Annotated in this window: 19 protein-coding genes; 3 read left to right on the forward strand and 16 right to left on the reverse strand. The window is 40.8% G+C overall.

Features of this window, described 5'->3' with window-relative positions; translation table 11 throughout:
* Positions 1 to 74 precede the first annotated feature (74 nt).
* The 3 genes from efp to nusB are packed head-to-tail and all read left to right on the forward strand — an operon-like array spanning position 75 to position 1,461.
* A complete protein-coding gene (efp, locus tag O3655_RS04140; RefSeq protein WP_000568640.1) occupies positions 75 to 635 on the forward strand; it encodes an elongation factor P in 561 nt (186 codons plus the stop codon).
* Positions 636 to 656: 21 nt separating this feature from the next.
* A complete protein-coding gene (locus tag O3655_RS04145) occupies positions 657 to 1,046 on the forward strand; it encodes an Asp23/Gls24 family envelope stress response protein (RefSeq protein WP_000510585.1) in 390 nt (129 codons plus the stop codon).
* Positions 1,039 to 1,461, forward strand: a complete 423-nt coding sequence (gene nusB / locus O3655_RS04150; RefSeq protein ID WP_049519387.1) for a transcription antitermination factor NusB — start codon at positions 1,039 to 1,041, stop codon at positions 1,459 to 1,461. The genes O3655_RS04145 and nusB overlap by 8 nt, the downstream gene beginning before the upstream one ends.
* Positions 1,462 to 1,506: 45 nt before the next feature.
* On the opposite strand, the gene O3655_RS04155 is transcribed toward nusB, so the two are convergent.
* The 16 genes from O3655_RS04155 to O3655_RS04230 form a co-directional block, all read right to left on the reverse strand.
* Positions 1,507 to 2,232 carry a CPBP family intramembrane glutamic endopeptidase gene (locus O3655_RS04155; protein WP_049519388.1) on the reverse strand — a complete coding sequence of 242 codons (726 nt, stop codon included), beginning with the start codon at positions 2,230 to 2,232 and terminating at the stop codon, positions 1,507 to 1,509.
* A gap of 211 nt (positions 2,233 to 2,443) precedes the next feature.
* Entirely contained in the window at positions 2,444 to 3,169 is a 726-nt protein-coding gene (locus O3655_RS04160; protein WP_049519389.1) for a CPBP family intramembrane glutamic endopeptidase, read from the reverse strand.
* A gap of 419 nt (positions 3,170 to 3,588) precedes the next feature.
* Complete coding sequence (locus tag O3655_RS04165; protein WP_049489768.1) at positions 3,589 to 4,290, reverse strand: CPBP family intramembrane glutamic endopeptidase; 702 nt, start codon at positions 4,288 to 4,290, stop codon at positions 3,589 to 3,591.
* 146 nt (positions 4,291 to 4,436) lie between these two features.
* Positions 4,437 to 5,204, reverse strand: a complete 768-nt coding sequence (locus tag O3655_RS04170; RefSeq protein ID WP_308697207.1) for an acetyl-CoA carboxylase carboxyl transferase subunit alpha — start codon at positions 5,202 to 5,204, stop codon at positions 4,437 to 4,439.
* Entirely contained in the window at positions 5,201 to 6,067 is an 867-nt protein-coding gene (gene accD / locus O3655_RS04175) for an acetyl-CoA carboxylase, carboxyltransferase subunit beta (RefSeq protein WP_001173375.1), read from the reverse strand. Before accD ends, O3655_RS04170 begins: the two co-directional genes overlap by 4 nt.
* Positions 6,068 to 6,102: 35 nt before the next feature.
* Positions 6,103 to 7,470, reverse strand: a complete 1,368-nt coding sequence (gene accC / locus O3655_RS04180; RefSeq protein WP_049519395.1) for an acetyl-CoA carboxylase biotin carboxylase subunit — start codon at positions 7,468 to 7,470, stop codon at positions 6,103 to 6,105.
* 11 nt (positions 7,471 to 7,481) lie between these two features.
* A complete protein-coding gene (gene fabZ, locus O3655_RS04185) occupies positions 7,482 to 7,904 on the reverse strand; it encodes a 3-hydroxyacyl-ACP dehydratase FabZ (RefSeq protein WP_000565515.1) in 423 nt (140 codons plus the stop codon).
* Positions 7,901 to 8,389, reverse strand: coding sequence for an acetyl-CoA carboxylase biotin carboxyl carrier protein (accB, locus tag O3655_RS04190; protein WP_001052306.1), 489 nt, complete (start codon positions 8,387 to 8,389; stop codon positions 7,901 to 7,903). Before accB ends, fabZ begins: the two co-directional genes overlap by 4 nt.
* A 2-nt stretch (positions 8,390 to 8,391) precedes the next feature.
* Complete coding sequence (gene fabF / locus O3655_RS04195) at positions 8,392 to 9,627, reverse strand: beta-ketoacyl-ACP synthase II (protein WP_268721006.1); 1,236 nt, start codon at positions 9,625 to 9,627, stop codon at positions 8,392 to 8,394.
* 27 nt (positions 9,628 to 9,654) lie between these two features.
* On the reverse strand, positions 9,655 to 10,386 hold the full coding sequence (gene fabG / locus O3655_RS04200; protein ID WP_001177616.1) for a 3-oxoacyl-[acyl-carrier-protein] reductase: 732 nt from the start codon (positions 10,384 to 10,386) through the stop codon (positions 9,655 to 9,657).
* A gap of 45 nt (positions 10,387 to 10,431) precedes the next feature.
* Complete coding sequence (gene fabD, locus O3655_RS04205; RefSeq protein WP_371641192.1) at positions 10,432 to 11,352, reverse strand: ACP S-malonyltransferase; 921 nt, start codon at positions 11,350 to 11,352, stop codon at positions 10,432 to 10,434.
* Positions 11,345 to 12,319 (reverse strand): enoyl-[acyl-carrier-protein] reductase FabK, encoded by a 975-nt coding sequence (gene fabK, locus O3655_RS04210; RefSeq protein ID WP_247931347.1) that lies wholly within the window; start codon positions 12,317 to 12,319, stop codon positions 11,345 to 11,347. The genes fabD and fabK overlap by 8 nt, the downstream gene beginning before the upstream one ends.
* A gap of 117 nt (positions 12,320 to 12,436) precedes the next feature.
* Positions 12,437 to 12,661, reverse strand: coding sequence for an acyl carrier protein (locus O3655_RS04215; RefSeq protein ID WP_000257840.1), 225 nt, complete (start codon positions 12,659 to 12,661; stop codon positions 12,437 to 12,439).
* Positions 12,662 to 12,718: 57 nt separating this feature from the next.
* Positions 12,719 to 13,693 (reverse strand): beta-ketoacyl-ACP synthase III, encoded by a 975-nt coding sequence (locus O3655_RS04220; protein WP_042902827.1) that lies wholly within the window; start codon positions 13,691 to 13,693, stop codon positions 12,719 to 12,721.
* A complete protein-coding gene (locus tag O3655_RS04225; protein WP_033630318.1) occupies positions 13,693 to 14,127 on the reverse strand; it encodes a MarR family winged helix-turn-helix transcriptional regulator in 435 nt (144 codons plus the stop codon). The genes O3655_RS04220 and O3655_RS04225 overlap by 1 nt, the downstream gene beginning before the upstream one ends.
* Positions 14,128 to 14,217: 90 nt before the next feature.
* Positions 14,218 to 15,003, reverse strand: coding sequence for an enoyl-CoA hydratase (locus tag O3655_RS04230; RefSeq protein ID WP_001015588.1), 786 nt, complete (start codon positions 15,001 to 15,003; stop codon positions 14,218 to 14,220).
* Positions 15,004 to 15,213: the final 210 nt, after the last annotated feature.

Raw genomic sequence — 15,213 nt, forward strand, 5'->3', positions numbered from 1 at the left:
CCTTCTGACATTTGAGTAATGTTGTCTTTTATGGTACAATAAAGAGTAAATTATTTTATTAAAGAGGTAAAAACATGATTGAAGCAAGTAAATTAAAGGCTGGTATGACCTTTGAAACAGCTGACGGAAAATTGATCCGCGTTTTGGAAGCTAGCCACCACAAACCAGGTAAAGGAAACACAATCATGCGTATGAAATTGCGTGATGTCCGTACTGGTTCTACATTTGACACAAGCTACCGTCCAGAGGAAAAATTTGAACAAGCCATCATCGAGACTGTCCCAGCTCAATACTTGTACAAAATGGATGACACAGCCTACTTCATGAACACAGAAACTTACGACCAATACGAAATTCCTGTTGTCAACGTTGAAAACGAATTGCTTTACATCCTTGAAAACTCTGATGTGAAGATCCAATTCTACGGAACTGAAGTGATTGGTGTTACCGTTCCTACTACTGTCGAATTGACAGTTGCAGAAACTCAACCATCTATCAAAGGTGCTACTGTTACAGGTTCTGGTAAACCAGCAACGATGGAAACTGGACTTGTCGTAAACGTTCCAGACTTCATCGAAGCAGGACAAAAACTCGTTATCAACACTGCAGAAGGAACTTACGTTTCTCGTGCCTAATCTCTAGAAAGAGGTCATTCTATGGGAATTGAAGAACAACTTGGCGAAATCGTTATCGCCCCACGTGTACTTGAAAAAATCATTGCTATTGCTACTGCAAAAGTAGAGGGTGTACACTCTTTTTCAAACAAATCAGTGTCTGATACCCTTTCAAAACTTTCTCTCGGCCGTGGCGTTTATCTTAAAAACGTGGACGAAGAGCTCACAGCAGATATCTATCTCTACCTTGAGTACGGAGTAAAAGTTCCTAAGGTAGCGGTTGCTATCCAGAAAGCTGTCAAAGATGCCGTCCGCAATATGGCTGATGTAGAACTCACTGCCATCAATATTCACGTTGCAGGTATCGTTCCAGATAAAACACCAAAACCAGAATTGAAAGATCTATTTGACGAGGACTTCCTCAATGACTAGTCCACTATTAGAATCTAGACGCCAACTCCGTAAATGCGCTTTTCAAGCTCTCATGAGCCTTGAATTCGGTACGGATGTCGAAACTGCTTGTCGTTTCGCCTATACTCATGATCGTGAAGATACGGATGTGCAACTTCCAGCCTTTTTGACAGAGCTAGTTTCTGGTGTTCAGGCTAAAAAGGAAGAACTAGACAAGCAAATCACACAGCATTTAAAAGCAGGTTGGACCATCGAGCGATTAACGCTCGTGGAGAGAAACCTCCTTCGCTTGGGAGTCTTTGAAATCACTTCATTTGACACTCCGCAACTGGTTGCTGTTAATGAAGCTATTGAGCTTGCAAAGGACTTCTCAGATCAAAAATCTGCCCGTTTTATCAACGGACTGCTCAGCCAGTTTGTAAAAGAAGAACAGTAAAAAAAGTGTTTGACTTAGATCAAACACTTTTTTCTTTGCCTTTCACTATCTAAAAAAACGATAATAGATTAAATTAGAAAGAAACAACCAGATGAAGTCTGCATGGATGAGAAAATTTATAAAACAATGGCACAGAATTGTGATTTTTAGATTCTTTGTCCAACGGTAAACTAAAGCAAAGAAAAGACCGGAAAAACTATAAACCATCAAACTGATGAGGTCACGATGGGACAATACCAAATGACTGAGCCCAAAAATAAGAGCAGATAAGATGACATCCAAGTAATATTTGGACTTAGGAAAGAAGGAATTCATAAAATATCCTCTATGAACTAGTTCCTCCAATATAGGACCCAAAATGACAACTGAGATAAAAGAGAAGCAAGTCGTTAAAATAGTAGATTGCTCATTGAAGGATAGGACCGAAAGAAGGTCTTCAAAGATATAGTTATTATTAATGAAGCGACTAAACTGTAAGTAAAAAGCACTCAACAACTGACGGACAAAATAAGCAGCCACTAAACTAACTAAAAGGTAAAAGAATCTGGATTTTATCGAACCCTTTTTCTCAAAAATATAGAGCATTTTTTTCTTTTTCAACCAATAGATAAATAGTCCTAAAAGAGCTAGTTGCTCTACTGCTACAATAATAGAATAGCCATCCATACCCCAGACAAACATCTTAGCCAGATAAAGACTACTGAAATCTAGTAGATAAATTGATAGAAATACCAGTAATGTATAGACTCCCAAATGACCTAGTTTTTTCATACTTACTCCAAAAAATCTTTGTTGACTTATTTTTATAGCATAAATATCTTTTATTATATTAACAGCTATTTTTAAAAAAGTCAATTTTTTATCCTAAACGGTAGCTTTACTCATTGAGAAATAAGAAATTGATAAAAGAGATTTCTCTATCTTCCCATCAAATTAGAAAAAGTGTTTGACAATTATCAAACACTTTTTTCTTTGCCTTCCACTATCTAAAAAAATGATAATAGACATAATTGTAAACAAAAATCCAGATGGGTTTTGCATAAATGAGAAAGTTGAAAAAACTATGGCACAGGATGGTAATTTTTAAGTTCTTTGTCCAACGGTAGACAAGGGCATAGAAAAGACCGCCTAAACTATAAATAATCAAACTGATAGGATCTCGGTGAGTTAGGATCAAATGACTAAGTCCAAAGATAAGAGCAGATAGGATAACATCCAGATAGTACTTGGACTGGGGGAAAAAGGTATTCATAAAATACCCTCTATGAATCAGTTCCTCTAATATAGGTCCGACGATTACTGTTAAACTAAAACTGAGAACAGTTGATAGAAAAGTTGGTTGCCCATTGGAGTATAGAATCGAAAGAAGGTCTTGAAAGATATACTTGTTATCAATTAGGTGATGAAACTGTAACTGAAAAGCATCCACCAATTGACGATCAAAATAAGTAGCCACTAGAGCAACTACAAGGTAAAAGAATCTTGACTTCTTTGAACCCTTTTTTTCAAAAATATAGAGCATATCTTTCTTTTTGAGCCAGTAGATAAATAATAGCAAAAGAGCTATTACTTCAACTGTTAAAAAGATAGAATAGCCATCTATCCCCCATCCTAAAAACTTAGTTAGATGCATAATCCCTAACTCTGGTAGGTAAATCGATAGAAATACCAGTGATGTATAGACTCCCAAATGCCCTAGTTTTTTCATACTTACCCCTTTAATTTATCAATAGCTAATACCATAAGCACGTCTAGTCGCATGATTCAGTATTGTACTCCATTCTGTCGCCAAACTATATGCATATGGCGAAGGCCAATGTCTATCATAAACTAACCAAATCATGCCACCACCTGAAACTTGCTCTAAGTCCTCAGATAAAAGAACTGTAAATGTTTTTGTACCTGTCCTATCAAGTAGCTCCTTAAAATAAATTTTTGTCAGTTTACATCTACAGTATACATCTTTTTGTCTATTTTATAGCCTATCTCCTCAACTGTCAATTTTTCACCCTAAATGGTAGCTTTACTCATTGAGAAATAAGAAATTGATAAAAGAGATTTCTCTATCTTCCCATTAAATTAGAAAAAGTGTTTGACAATTATCAAACACTTTTTCTTTACTTCCTACTATCTAAAAATCAAATAATAAATATAAAATAAGATTGACGGAACATAGGGAATTGCATTATAGAAACTATGACAAAAAATGGTAAACCGAAGACTACCCGTAACTCGATAAGCGACTGCAAATAGAAGACCAAGAATACTATACATTAGGAGACTGATGGGGTCACGATGAGATAGAACTAAGTGACTAAGCCCGAAGATGAAAGAAGACAAAATCACATCCAAATAAAACTCCGACTTCGGAAAGAAGGTATTCATAAAATAACCTCTATAGATTGTCTCCTCAACAACAGGTACAATCGAAATGTTAAAGATTAAAAATATAAGACTTGATAGAGTCGTTTCTCTTCCGTTTGAGTAAAGTTCTGAAAGAAGGTCTTGGAAAATAAAGCTATTGTCAATCAATCGAATATTCTGCATTCTAAATCCATTTAGAAAAGAATAGATAAGAAAGCAAGCCACTAAGAAAGCGAGATAAGACCAGCGCCAACCCTTTTTCTCGAAGATAAAGAGCATCTTCTTCTTTTTCAACCACAAAACGAATAAAAAGAAAATAAGCAACACTTCTCCAACTAGGAAGATTATATAGCTGTCCATTCCTAAACCAAAGGTCCTAGCTAGAGTTATAGCCCCTAATGGCGTTAAATAAATGTACAGGAACATTAAAATCATACAGATTCCTAAATGTATTGTCTTTTTCATTCTTTCTCTCCTAATGGTAAACTCTCTATTAGGGCAATATAGAGGATATACCATTGATTATTTTCTTATTTATCTAGAGTATTCATATTTATCCATGCTCTATTATCAAAATAGCTAGAACAAATTGTTCTAGCTTTTAAATTTTCTTAGTATTTTCTAAAGCGTTGGTAACGTTCTTCGATAAGTTGGTCGAGTGGTAGTTCTTGCAACCTATCTAGTTCTGCATGCAATTCATTTTTAACGCAACCTAGCAGTTCTTTACTTGACAGCCCTGCTTCTGAGATTACCTTGTCTACGATTCCCATTTCTAGGAGTTCATGTGAAGTGATTTTCATCAACTCCGCCGCTTCCATAGCACGACTTCCATCCTTCCAAAGGATAGAGGCAAATCCTTCCGGGCTAAGTACTGCGTAGATTGAGTTTTCTAACATCCAGACACGATTAGCTACGGCTAGAGCTAGAGCCCCACCAGATCCACCTTCACCGATAATAATCGCGATGATTGGAACCTTGAGGTCACTCATTTCCATCAGGTTTCGGGCAATTGCTTCACCTTGTCCACGTTCCTCGGCTCCAACACCTGGGTAAGCACCCGCCGTATTGATAAAAGTCACAACTGGTCGGCCAAACTTTTCTGCCTGTTTCATCAGGCGCAAGGCCTTACGATAGCCTTCTGGATGAGGTTGCCCAAAATTCCGTTTGAGGTTATCATGAAGACTTTTTCCCTTTTGGATACCAACGACAGTTACTGCTTGGTCACCTAACCAACCAATTCCACCGATGATCGCACCATCATCACGGAAAGAGCGATCTCCATGCAATTCGATAAACTCGTCAAAGATTCCATTGGCAAAATCAAGTGCGGTCAAGCGACTCTGCTCGCGTGCCTCTCTGACTATTTTTGCAATATTCATCCGCGACTTCCTCCATGCAATCTTACTAATTTAGCAATTGTTTCAGGCAATTCTCTCCGTTTAACAATTGCATCAACAAATCCATGTTCAAGTAGAAATTCTGCCTTTTGGAAGTCATCCGGCAAGGTCTCACGAACTGTATTTTCGATAACACGACGTCCAGCAAACCCAACCAAACTCTGTGGCTCCGCTAGGATAATATCACCTTCCATAGCAAAAGAAGCAGTCACCCCACCTGTTGTCGGATCGGTTAAGATAGTTAGGTAAAAAAGTCCTGCCTTGGAATGACGTTGAACTGCCGCAGAAATTTTAGCCATCTGCATCAAACTCATGATTCCTTCTTGCATACGGGCTCCACCAGAAGCTGTGAAGAGAACGACTGACAAGTTTTCTACCGTTGCATACTCAAACAAGCGCGTGATTTTTTCACCCACAACGGTTCCCATAGAAGCCATGATAAAATTTGAATCCATGATCCCAAGGGCAACTTTTTGTCCCTTGATACTAGCTGTACCAGTCAGTACTGCTTCATCCAAACCTGTCTTTTCACGCATAGTAGCCAATTTTTTCTGGTAGCCAGGAAAGTTTAATGGATCTTGAGTTTCAATACCCGTAAACATCTCCACAAAGCTGTCAGAATCAATCGTCAAATCCAAGCGTTCCTGAGCTGAAATACGGAAAGTATAGCTACAATGGGGACAAATTCGTTCGCTCCCAAGGTCCTTTTGATAAATGGTGTGTTTACAACCAGGACACTGGGAGAAGAGTTCATCCGGAACCTCAGGCTTGGCTTGTGGTTTCTGCCTTACGGAACGGTTAGGATTGATCCGAATATACTTATCCTTTTTACTAAATAGAGCCATAACTCCCCCTTTTAGTTCTCATACTATTTGAAAGTCTATTCTTTTTCTTGGTATTTTGGCAAGAAAGTTTCCATCAAGAAGGAAGTATCGTAGTCACCAGCGATAACTCGGTGGTCTGAAATCAGATCCAACTGGAAGTCTGCATTGGTTTGCACTCCTTCAATATCAAGTTCATAAAGTGCCCGTTGCATCTTCATTAAGGCATCAAAACGATTCTCCCCATGAACAATGATTTTAGCAATCATACTATCATAGTAAGGAGGAATGGTATAACCTGGATAGACTGCAGAGTCTACACGCAATCCAACTCCTCCACTTGGAAGGTAGAGGTTGGTAATTTTACCTGGGCTTGGAGCAAAGTTAAATGCTGGATTTTCCGCATTGATCCGGCATTCGATAGCGTGACCTCGTAGGACAATATCTTCTTGTTTGAAAGGTAAAGGTTGCCCGGCAGCAATGCGAATCTGCTCCTTCACGATATCAACACCTGAAACAAACTCTGTGACTGGGTGTTCAACTTGCACACGAGTATTCATTTCCATGAAGTAGAAATTGCCACTGGCTTCATCGAGAAGAAATTCAATCGTCCCTGCATTTTCATAGCCTACAGACTCTGCTGCACGAACGGCTGCAGCACCAATTTCATGACGAAGGGTTTTGCCAATCGCAATGGATGGGCTTTCTTCTAAGACCTTTTGGTTATTCCGTTGGAGTGAACAATCCCGTTCACCAAGATGGACAACATGACCCTCTTGATCTGCAAGAATCTGAACTTCGATATGACGAGCTGGATAAATCACACGCTCAAGATACATAGCGCCATTTCCAAAATTGGCCTTAGCTTCACTGGATGCTGTCTCAAAGGCTGCGACCAAGTCTTCTGCCTTTTCAACCTTACGAATCCCTTTTCCACCACCACCTGCCGATGCCTTAAGCATGACTGGATAGCCAATTTTTTCTGCAACTGCAAGCGCCTCTTCAGCCGTGTGAACTTCACCATCAGATCCTGGGATAACTGGAACCCCAGCCTTGATCATTTGCTCACGCGCATTGATCTTATCTCCCATGGTATCCATCACAGCACCAGAAGGGCCGATGAACTTAATCCCTACTTCATCACACATCGTGGCAAATTTGGAGTTTTCGCTAAGAAATCCAAAACCTGGATGGATGGCTTCTGCTTCTGTCAAGACCGCAGCAGACAAAATTGCATTGATATTGAGATAAGATTCTGTCGCCTTACCAGGTCCGATACAGATAGCTTCATCCGCTAGGAGTGTGTGAAGGGCTTCCTTATCAGCAGTTGAATAAACTGCCACGGTCGCAATGCCCAATTCACGCGCAGCTCGAATAATGCGAACCGCAATCTCACCACGGTTGGCAATCAAAATTTTACGAAACATGGAGAACCTCCTTAGTTTCCAATTGCAAAGGTAAGAGTACCACTCGCTGCAAGCTTACCATCTACTTCAGCCTTTGCTTCAACCACAGCAATCGTACCACGACGTTTAACAAAAGTAGCCGTCATGACTAATTGGTCACCTGGTACAACTTGCTTCTTGAACTTAACCTTGTCCATGCCAGCGTAGAAGACCAGTTTCCCTTTATTTTCAGGTTTGGACAATTCCAAGACACCAGCAGTCTGAGCCAAGGCCTCCATGATAAGAACACCTGGCATGACTGGGTATTGAGGAAAATGACCATTGAAGAAAGGTTCGTTGATGGTCACATTTTTAATGGCAACAATGGTATCTTCGCTCACTTCCAAGACACGATCCACTAGGAGCATGGGGTAGCGATGGGGTAGAGCTTCTTTGATTCCTTGAATATCGATCATTTGATACGTACCAATCCTTTACCGAACTCAACCATTTCTTCATTTGAAACGAGAATTTCTGTCACCACACCATCTTTAGGTGCAGGGATTTCATTCATGACTTTCATGGCTTCGATGATCACCAAAGTCTGACCTTTTTTAACACTGTCTCCGACTGTGACAAAGGCAGGTTTATCTGGTCCAGCAGCCAAGTAAGCCACCCCTACAAGTGGACTTTCAACGACATCACCCGCTGGAGCAACCGTCGTTTCAGCTGGTGCTGGAGCTTCTTCCACTGCACTCTCAACTGGAGTTGAAGGGGCCGAAACTACTGGACTTGCAGCTACTGCAGCTGGCGCTGGAACAACTTGAGCTGGTACTTCAGAAGCCATTCTTGCTTCATTCTTACTGAACTGCAATTCGTCCGTTCCATTTTTATAAGAAAATTCTCTCAAACTTGATTGGTCAAATTGAGCCATCAAGTCCTTGATCTCATTTAAATTCATAATTATTTATTCTCCCAACGTTTGAAAGCAAGAACCGCATTGTGTCCACCAAAACCAAAAGTGTTTGAAATAGCATAAGGGATTTCTTGCTCCAATCCTTGTCCATAAACGACATTCGCTTCGATATAGTCTGACAACTCACTTGTTCCAGCTGTCATTGGTACATAGTTATGACGCATGGCTTCAATGGTAGCGATGGCTTCTACTGCCCCTGCAGCACCAAGCAAGTGTCCTGTAAAGGACTTGGTTGAAGATACAGGTACTTCTTTACCAAGGACAGCTACAATCGCACCACTTTCTCCTTTTTCATTAGCAGGAGTTGAAGTTCCGTGGGCATTGACGTAAGCCACTTGCTCTGGAGAAATTTCTGCTTCTTCCAAAGCCAACTTCATAGCCTTAATCGCACCTTGACCTTCTGGATGAGGTGAAGTCATATGGTAAGCATCACAGGTATTACCATAACCAACTACTTCAGCCAAGATAGTTGCACCACGTTTTTCAGCATGTTCAAGACTTTCAAGAACCAGCATTCCAGAACCTTCTCCCATGACAAAACCGTTACGGTCTTTGTCAAATGGAATAGAAGCACGAGCTGGATCTTCTGTAGTTGATAGGGCTGTCAAAGCTTGGAATCCAGCAATGGCAAAAGGAGTGATAGATGATTCTGATCCACCAACTAACATGACATCTTGGAAACCAAACTTGATAGAACGGAAGGCATCCCCAATGGCATCGTTTGATGAGGCACAGGCTGTATTGATTGATTTACAGATACCGTTTGCTCCGAAACGCATAGCAACATTTCCTGAAGCCATATTTGGCAAGGCTTTTGGAAGTGTCATTGGTTTAACGCGTTTTGGACCTTTTTCATGAAGACGGATAACCTGATCTTCGATTTCTTTAATTCCTCCAATACCTGAAGCAACGATGACACCAAAACGATCTTTATCGATTGCTTCTACATCAAGATTTGCATTTGTCACCGCTTCTTGAGCCGCATACAAGGCATACAAAGAATAGTTGTCAAAACGGTTGGTATCTTTTTTGACAAAGTATTTATCAAATGGGAAATCTTGGACTTCTGCTGCATTGTGCACAGCAAATTCGCTGTGGTCAAATTTAGTGATTTCTCCAATTCCAATTTTTCCAGTTTGCAAACTGTTCCAAAATTCTTCTGGAGTATTTCCGATAGGAGAGGTCAATCCGTAACCTGTTACTACAACTCGATTTAGTTTCATCTGTCTTACCTATATCTTTCCTTATTTTTACATGCTAAGTCCGCCATCAACAGCGAGAACTTGTCCAGTCAAATAATCCTGTCCAGCCAGGAACACTGTAGCATCTGCGATATGTTCTGCTTGACCGAACTGTTTCATTGGGATTTGGGCCAATGTCGCTTCCTTGACCTTATCAGACAAAACAGCAGTCATATCTGACTCGATCATTCCTGGTGCAAGAGCATTTACGCGCACATTACGATTGGCAACTTCACGTGCTACTGACTTGGTAAACCCAATCAAACCCGCTTTAGAAGCCGCATAGTTGGCTTGTCCGATATTTCCCATCAAACCGACCACACTCGACATATTGATAATCGCACCTTCACGTGCCTTGATCATCTGTTTCAAGACTGCTTGCGTCATGTTGAAAGCACCTGTCAAGTTGATCTTAATCACTTTTTCAAAGTCTTCCTCGGTCATCTTAAGCATGAGGGTATCCTGAGTAATCCCAGCATTGTTGACCAAGACATCAACCGAACCGAGTTCTGCGATTGCTTTTTCCACCATGCGTTTTGCATCTGCAAAGTCTGAAACATCACCTGAGATCGGTACTACTTTGACACCATAGTTTGAAAACTCAGCCAGCAATTCTTCTGAGATTGCTCCGCGACTATTCAAGACTACATTAGCGCCTAGTTGGGCAAATTTGTGAGCAATGGCAAGTCCGATACCACGACTTGAACCTGTTACAAAGACATTTTTGTTTGTAAGTTGCATTCTATTTCTCCTATTTCCTGTTGTATTTTGTGGGAGAAGGGATCATTAGTTTCCTAACAAAGTATCCAAGCTTGCTTGGTCTTCAACGTTAGCTAGCTGAGCTGTTTTATCGATTTTTTTGACAAAGCCTGATAGGACCTTACCCGGACCAATTTCAATAAAGTTGGTTACCCCAGCATCCTGCATCACAGCAATACTTTCATAAAAACGAACAGGTTCTTTGACCTGACGCGTCAAAAGCTCTTGGATTCGATCTTTTTCCATAACAGTAGCTTCCGTATTGCCGACTAGTGGGCAAGTAAAGTCAGAGAAACTCACTCCTTCAAGAGCTCCAGCTAGTTGCTGACTGGCTGGCTCAAGAAGAGCTGTATGGAAAGGACCAGATACATTTAAAGGAATCAGTCGTTTTGCTCCTGCTTCCTGCAAGAGTTCAACTGCGCGGTCAACCGCAGCCACCTCACCACCGATAACGATTTGGCTTGGGGTGTTGTAGTTAGCTGGAGTCACTACTCCAACTTTAGAGGCTGTTTCACAAGCTTCCTCAATCACTTCAACTGGAGTATTAAGAACGGCTACCATCTTTCCAGATCCTGCAGGTGCAGCCTCTTCCATATAAGCACCACGCTTAGCAACCAAGGCAACTGCCTCTTCGAAGTCCAAGGCACCACTTGCTACAAGAGCAGAATATTCCCCAAGAGACAATCCTGCTACCATATCCGGCTGATAACCCTTTTCTTTCAATAGTCGGTAAATAGCAACCGAAGTCGCTAAAATAGCTGGCTGCGTATAACGAGTCTGGTTTAGCTTGGTTTCTTCCTTATCAATCAAGTCACGTAGATCATAACCCAAAATCTGACTGGCTTGGTCAATTGTTTCCTTGACGATAGGGTAGCGATCATAGAGATCTCGCCCCATTCCTAGATACTGAGCACCTTGACCTGCAAATAGAAAGGCTGTTTTAGTCATTTCTTACAACTCCTGCCCAACGAGAGGCTTCTTCTTGAATTTTTTTGGCTGCACCATAGTGTAGATCTTTTAGGATTTCTTCGACAGTTTCCTCTTTAGAAACCAAACCAGCAATCTGACCTGCCATGACGGATCCACCTTCTACATCTCCATGAACAACGGCTTTAGCAAGAGCACCAGCTCCCATTTGCTCAAAGATTTCTAAATCTGGATCTTCTTGTTTAAAGGCATCCTTTTCAGCCTGTTCAAAGTCACGAGTCAACTGATTTTTAATGGCGCGAACAGCATGTCCAAAATGTTGGGCTGAAATAGTCGTATCGATATCACGCGCTTTTAAGATTTTTTCCTTGTATTTTGGATGAGCGTTAGATTCCTTAGCTACTACGAAACGCGTACCAACTTGAACAGCCTCTGCACCAAGCATAAAGCCTGCAGCGACACCTTCACCGTCGGCAATTCCTCCAGCTGCGATAACCGGAATTGAAACAGCTGCAGCAACTTGGCGAACCAAGGTCATGGTTGTTAATTTACCAATATGTCCACCGGCTTCCATTCCCTCTGCAATAACCGCATCTGCACCAATTTTTTCCATGCGTTTTGCCAAAGCAACACTTGGAACAACAGGAATAACTGTAATTCCTGCATCATGGAAACGAGTCATGTATTTACTTGGATTTCCTGCACCAGTTGTCACCACCTTGACCCCTTCTTCAATCACGAGATCAACGATGTCTTCTACAAAAGGTGACAAGAGCATGATGTTGACACCAAAAGGTTTGTCCGTAAGTGATTTGATTTTATCGATATTAGCCTTTACGACCTCTTTAGGTGCATTCCCACCACCGATGATCCCTAGACCACCAGCTTTTGATACTGCACCAGCCAAGTCACCATCCGCAACCCAGGCCATTCCTCCTTGAAAAATAGGATAATCAATGTTCAATAATTCTGTAATACGTGTTTTCATAGTGCCTCCATCATTCCTTGCTTACGTAATAGTTCGATGAGTTTATCATTTGAGTTTCAAACTATTACCTAAACAAGAGGGAGTGGGTTTCCCCTACTCCTTCTAGTAATATGTTAATTATTTTGTTTGCTCTTCAACGTAGGCAACCAAGTCACCAACTGTTTTCAAGTTATCTTCTGCTTCGATTTGGATATCGAAAGCATCTTCGATTTCAGAGATTACTTGGAACAAGTCCAATGAATCTGCATCCAAATCATCAAAAGTAGATTCAAGTGTTACTTCTGATGCGTCTTTCCCAAGTTCTTCAACGATAATTTCTTGTACTTTTTCAAATACTGCCATGATAGGACTCCTTTAAAATATAAAAAATTTATAACTATGTGTTTACCACATGATTACCTAGATTGTAAGAATGAGTGTGCCCCATGTCAAACCTCCACCGAAGCCTGATAGGAGAATCGTCTGGCTACCATCTAAACGAATCATGCCATTCTCCACACACTCTGAGAGCAGAATCGGGATACTTGCTGCACTGGTATTTCCATACTCCATCATATTGGCAGGAAGTTTGTCTCGGTCTACGCCGATCTTCTTAGCCATCTTATCCAAAATGCGGATATTTGCCTGATGAAGCAAGAGATAATCCAATTCCGATGCTGCGATTGGACCATTTTCAATGGTTTCTTTGATCGATCTAGCAACATCACGATTTGCAAAATCAAAAACTGCTCGTCCATCCATCTTCAAAAAAGCAGGAACCGCTTCTTGATCTGAGAAAGGAGAAGCCAAAGCCGTTTGACCATAGGTCAAACACTCGCTCCGAGAGCCATCTGTATAGAGACTTTCCACAAGGAAGTGACGTATTTCGCTCGCTTCCAAGAGAACCCCACCAGCACCATCCCCAAAGAGAACAGCTGTCGAACGATCTGACCAATCAACTGCCTTGGATAAGGTTTCAGCCCCGATAACAATCCCTTTTTTGAACTGTCCAGAACTTAAAAACTTTTCTGCAGTTGAGAGAGCGAATACAAAGCCACTACAAGCTGCTGTCAGATCAAAGGCGAAAGCTCTATGCGCTCCGATATTTGCCTGAACTCGAGCTGCCGTGGAAGGCATCATCGAGTCTGGAGTAATCGTCGCTACAATGATAAAATCAATCTGATCCGCTGTTAAGCTCCCTTTAGCCAACAAGCTCTTAGCTACTTCTGTCGCCAAATCACTTGTAGACTCTGTTTTTGAGATATGTCTCTGTTTAATTCCTGTCCGACTTGAAATCCACTCATCGCTTGTGTCCATGATTTGGGCTAAGTCATGATTAGTGACCACTTGCTCTGGAACATAATGAGCAACCTGGCTTATTTTTGCAAAAGCCATTATTTCAAATCCTCCAAGAATTGATAAAGATTGATTAATCCTCTACCCATAACTTCTATTTCCTCAGGACTCATGCCATCGATGATTTTTTCGACCATTGCCTTGTGAAAACGTCTATGAAGACGATGGACTAACCGACCTTTCTTGGTCAAATGCAGATACACTACACGTCTATCCTGATCAGAACGAATACGCTCAATATAACCTTTTCTCTCCAGGTTATTCAAACTCGTCGTCACTGTTCCAAGAGTTACCATCAGTTCTTTGGAAACCTTACTTGGCGTTGCCTCCGGGAACTTCCCAATCACATCGATCGTGTGCATTTCTTTGATGGAGATGTCTTTGAATCGACTACCTCGTAAGCTAACCTCCTCAATCACAAGGACGTTATTAAAAATAGATGTTAGATAATCATTTACTTGTTGGTAGTCCAAATCGTTTCCCTCCCCCTCAAAAAACTTTTACAATCAAAACATTTGATAAAAGAAGTATAACAAACTTCAAAAAATTGTGCAAGTATTTTTTCACATTCCTGTAAATTTCGGTCTTCTTCTTTCAGAATGTGCACGAACCCCTTCTTTAAAATCTTCAGTTAAAGATAACGATTCTTGTAATTTCAATTCTAATTCAGCATAATTCTGCCAATCCTTAAATTGACTTTCCCAAACTAACTTTTTAATCGCTGCGTATGAGTTTGCTGAACCTCTTCTTAATTTTTTCAGAACTTGTTCTCTTGTTTTTTCTAATTTGTCAACTTCACAAACACGGTATACCACGCCCCATTCTAGCGCTTTTTCAGCAGTTAAGGCTTCACCTGTCATAGCAAGTTGTGCAGCCCGTGTTACCCCAATACTACGACTCAAGAGATGAATCCCACCAGCGTCTGGCGCCAAGCCCACTCCGACAAAGGCTTGGATAAATTTTGCCTTGTCAGTCGCCAAACAGAAATCAACTGCTACTGCCATATTTGCTGCAGCACCAGCAACCGCTCCATCTACCTCCATCAAAACAGGTTTTGGAATTTGCTTGATTTTAAAAGAAATTGTATTGACTAATTCTGCAATCTTATTCAAAGAAGGGATATCATCTTCGTCTACTGCTCGTTTCATCTCAACCAAGTCTCCCCCAACTGAAAAAACCTTCCCATTAGCATTAATCAAGATGAACTGCACAGCTTGATCCTGCTCTGCTAGAGTCAAAGCTTCTAAAATCTCCTCACACATTGGGATATGGAAACCATTTGCCACTTCGGGACGATTCAAAGTAATGATAGCCAGATCATCTACGATCTGATATAAGATATGATTCATAGCTTCTCCTTTTCTTTTGTAAGGTAATAAAATTGTTTTATCATCAAAGTATACCTTTTTTTGGATAAAGAGGCAAGGAAAAAACTAAAGGAAAGTGTCTCAGCTGATTATTTACCCATCATTTATGAGTGTGAGTAAAATTTGACACTCTTACTTTTAAATCGTTATCGCTTTTCAGAATAAGTTAGTGTTTTCTTCTATTATAATAGG

The sequence above is a fragment of the Streptococcus sp. 27098_8_70 genome, assembly GCF_041432215.1.
Lineage (GTDB): Bacteria > Bacillota > Bacilli > Lactobacillales > Streptococcaceae > Streptococcus > Streptococcus oralis_CP.